The sequence below is a fragment of the Priestia sp. ST2 genome, assembly GCF_055810735.1.
On record NZ_JBVVNT010000024.1, the window covers coordinates 1 to 3,971 of the forward strand.

General features: G+C 34.2%; 4 protein-coding genes and 1 riboswitch. All 4 genes read right to left on the bottom strand.

The genetic code is table 11. The annotated features are described in order from the left end of the window. Window positions 1-1,559 (bottom strand): APC family permease (locus tag AC0KUU_RS29825; protein ID WP_473454043.1); only part of this gene is annotated, 1,559 nt, incomplete at its 3' end. Between the two features lie 130 nt (window positions 1,560-1,689). Beyond that, a riboswitch (cyclic di-AMP (ydaO/yuaA leader) is annotated at window positions 1,690-1,834 on the bottom strand. A gap of 364 nt (window positions 1,835-2,198) precedes the next feature. Next, window positions 2,199-2,984 carry a MerR family transcriptional regulator gene (locus AC0KUU_RS29830; protein ID WP_456318171.1) on the bottom strand — a complete coding sequence of 262 codons (786 nt, stop codon included), beginning with the start codon at window positions 2,982-2,984 and terminating at the stop codon, window positions 2,199-2,201. A 163-nt stretch (window positions 2,985-3,147) separates the two neighbouring features. Next, on the bottom strand, window positions 3,148-3,477 hold the full coding sequence (locus AC0KUU_RS29835; RefSeq protein WP_456318253.1) for a cupin domain-containing protein: 330 nt from the start codon (window positions 3,475-3,477) through the stop codon (window positions 3,148-3,150). A 54-nt stretch (window positions 3,478-3,531) separates the two neighbouring features. Next, on the bottom strand, window positions 3,532-3,971 hold a 440-nt coding region (locus AC0KUU_RS29840; RefSeq protein WP_473454045.1), incomplete at its 5' end, for a class I SAM-dependent methyltransferase.

A 3,971-nucleotide genomic window follows, 5' to 3' on the forward strand; every position in this document is an offset into this window, starting at 1 on the left:
TCTTCCATTCTTTTTTCGCTTTCACGGTCAAATGCCACATGGACCGCAATCACAGTGTCTCCAATAATTTTTGCATAGTTAATTGAATTCTCGACAGCTCTTGTTAAGCCTGCAACTGGTATAATAACTACATTTCCTTCTAAGGCTAATGCTTCTTTATCTCCCGGCTTGATACGCAGTTGCTTTCCTACCTCTACATAATGGTTCTTAATACGGTGGAACAGATAGACGATAAGAGGTAAGAAGATTAAAACAGCCCATACTTGTGAGAATTTTGTTGTAAAGAAAATAATTAGGACAGTAAAGCTAATAAAAGCTCCTATAAAATTGGTCACTAATTTTCCTTGCCAGCCAGCTGGCTTTTCTCTTAGCCATTTTACAATCATGCCCGTTTGAGATAGCGTAAATGGAATAAATACTCCAACCGCATATAAAGGGATTAACCTTTCTGTATTACCTTGAAACGCTATGATGAGCGCAATAGAGGCAATTCCTAGTGTGACAATTCCATTTGAATAGCCCAAACGATCACCACGTATTGTAAACATACGAGGAATATACTTATCTACAGCTAAATTAACAGCCAGTAACGGAAAGGCTGAAAAGCCTGTATTGGCAGCCAACACTAAAATTAAAGCCGTCGTACCTTGAACAAAATAATAGAAACCATTTCGTCCAAATACCTGGGAAGCAAGCTGTGAAACAACTGTCTCCTCTGCTTTAGGTACAATTCCAAACCAATAAGCCAAAAACATGACACCTGAAAACAAAATAGCTAAAATCATGCCCATTGCAACAAGCGTACGTACTGCATTTCTTGCAGCCGGCTGTCTAAAGTTTGTTACAGCATTTGAAATAGCTTCTACGCCTGTAAGGGCTGAACATCCTGATGAAAAAGCGCGTAGTAGTAAAAATAAACTGATTCCTGGCACTGCAGTTCCAATAGCAGGATGAATATCAGGAGAGACCTGACCAGTCGCTACTTTCCATATTCCTATCACTATTAATAGGACCAATGCAACAACAAACAAATAAACGGGATACGCTAATGCTGAAGCAGATTCTGTTACCCCTCTTAAATTCAAAACCATAATAAAAATAACCAATAAGCAAGCAATGATGACTCTATAGTCATGAAGAACAGGAAAAGCAGATGTTAACGCATCTGTTCCAGATGAAATACTTACGGATACGGTTAAAATATAGTCTACTAATAGAGATCCTCCGGCAATAAGCCCTGCATTTTCTCCAAGGTTATGTTTAGATACAACATAAGCGCCACCACCTTCTGGGTAGGCATAAATAATTTGTCGATAAGAAAGAATAAGTGCTGTTAAAAGGATAAGTACACCAATACCTATGGGTATTGAATACCAAAATGCGATCATTCCAATGGTAGCAAGCACAATTAAGACTTGTTCTGGGCCGTACGCCACGGATGAAAGTGCATCGGATGAAAGAATAGCTAAGGCTTTGACCTTATTTAACTTTTGTTCACCTAGCTCCTTTGATTTAAGTGGCCTCCCAATTAATAAACGTTTGATGGATGAATAACTCATCTAAAATCCTCCTGAAACCTTTGCTATTACTGATATTAGTTTACTTTCATCATTCCCCATCCCAGAAAAAAAACACAAAAAAGAACACTAAGGTTCTGCTTAGTGTTCTTTCCAGGACAAATAAAAGCAAACCTTCTCTCCAAACGCTTATGAGGTTAGCTGGCGGATTCGGGCTTTAAGAGTAGCCCTACCTTCTTACAGAAGGATTCACCCCAAGTGCAAGTGCACACAAAAATGGGTCCCCCACTCCTTAGTGGATTAAGCGATAAAAGGTATGAAAATAGCAAGATTATATATGTATGTTAGGTACTATACGCCTGAATAAGACGTTTGTAAAGAAAGATTTCAATTAAAATTAATATTTAATATAATTCGTTTTTTTTCTTTTATGTAAATAAATTTTGATATCTTGAGCAAACTATTTAAGGTCCAACGAAGCGTCAACACAACATTTTAATCACTGTACAGAAAGTGACTGCCTCTTCTTAGTGAAAAGAGACAGTCTTTTTCTATTTTCTCACTGTATAGAGTCTTTATTTTTAGTTACCATAATGTGAATTCTAAGTAGCAGAAGAAACCTATAGAAAATTCTATAGGTTTCTTTAACTATCTTTACTAATAAGGTTAGCTTAAAAGAAATTATTTACGGTTATGTTGGATGGAATTATACATTTCATTTTGAACCATATAATATTCTATTACTTGCTCCAACCATTTTTCTTCTTCCTGTGTATAAGGTGATGCCATCATACTTTGAAAATCTTCTATTTCCTCGTCCTCTAATTTTCCAAAAGCATGCATAGCTTCCTCACCAACGTATTTAAGAGATGCCTGCAAATGTTTATTTGCCAGCTCTTGTACTTCCGGATCATGAACTGGTTTTCCAACTAACCTTTTTACTTCTCTCGATAAATCAATAAATTCCCTATCTAAAGACAAATTCTCCTCGTCAGATTTATTGTAAACCTTATCTGCAATCTCTTTAGAAGTGAAATGCTCAAGCCATGTACGTTGATCTTCTTCATTTTGAATGTTATTAATCAAACTAATTAATATTTCACTTGGAACATCCTCTTGATCATCTAATAAAGAAATCGTCTGATTAATTGCCTTCAGAACTTTGTCTAAATGCTCCTTTTTCTTCTCAAATGCTTTTTTCTGTTGAATTAAAGTGTTCTCTAAGTTTAAATTCAGATTTGTATTTGTTAACATTAATCCTATTTCTTCTAGGTTATAACCTAAGAATTTTAATGCTACGATTTTTTGAAGTTTTACTATATGTTCCTCTTCATATAGTCGATGACCCGAATTAAGGTCTTTTTGAGCTTTGAGTAGCCCTATTTCGTCGTAATAATGCAGTGTTCTTATTGAAACACCCGTTTTCTTAGAAAATTTACCAATTGAGAAACTTAAATCATTACCCAACTTATATAACCCCCTTACAATCTAGTATTAATCTAATTAATTTCATCATAATACCTGACGTAACTGGAGATTCAAGCGTTAATTTTAAAAATCTAAGTTTTGTATATGATAATAAACTTAGTTAACATAAAACCTTTTACAGTGTTTATGTTATGTATTTCATTTACTCATCAATAATTATCGTATCAGCGTTTATATCCTCGAAACAAAGGTTTATTGTTCTTTGTTTCGCTCTGGTTCTATGTACTGTTCCAGCTGGTATAAGTAACGTATCATTTGGTTTTAACACAGCTGTATCTTTATCTTTAAAATCAATTAAAAGTTCTCCCTCCAAAACCATAAAAAGCTCATCTGAATTAGAATGATAGTGCCATTTGTATTCGCCTGAAAATACAGCTATACGAAGGCAATGATTATTAATATTCGATACAGGAAAATTCACATGTTGATCTTTAATATCTTTTGTAATTTCTTGAAGGTTAATCTTTTCCAGCTCTAATTTCTCTACCATTACAATTCCTCCTGTATATTTTTATTTCTAATAAATTTAATTTAATTTCCCCATATAAACTAAACCATTTGAACGATTTCCATTCATAGTTGTATATTCTACTTTCTTGTATTCTAAGGTTTCAAATTGATTTCCCCATTCTTTTACACGTTCTTCGCTATGATGACGTAAAATGGCCCCATCTGGTAATTCAAAAACCCCATATGTATGATACTTGGTGAGTCCCTTTTCATAGCGTAATTTATTTCTTTCATCACTATTCAGTAGAAAGTCGTTGATGTAAATAATACCTCCTGGCTTTAGTACCCGTTTAATCTCAGTTAAAATAGCATTTTGTTCCTCATTTTTATAAACACATGTTAAAACTGCAAAAAGTAAGACAGCATCCAAAGAATCATTAGAAAAAGGAAGCTTCCCACTTTGAATAACTTGAAAATCGATTTCTGAGTTATGAGACTTAGCTCTTTTAATCATTT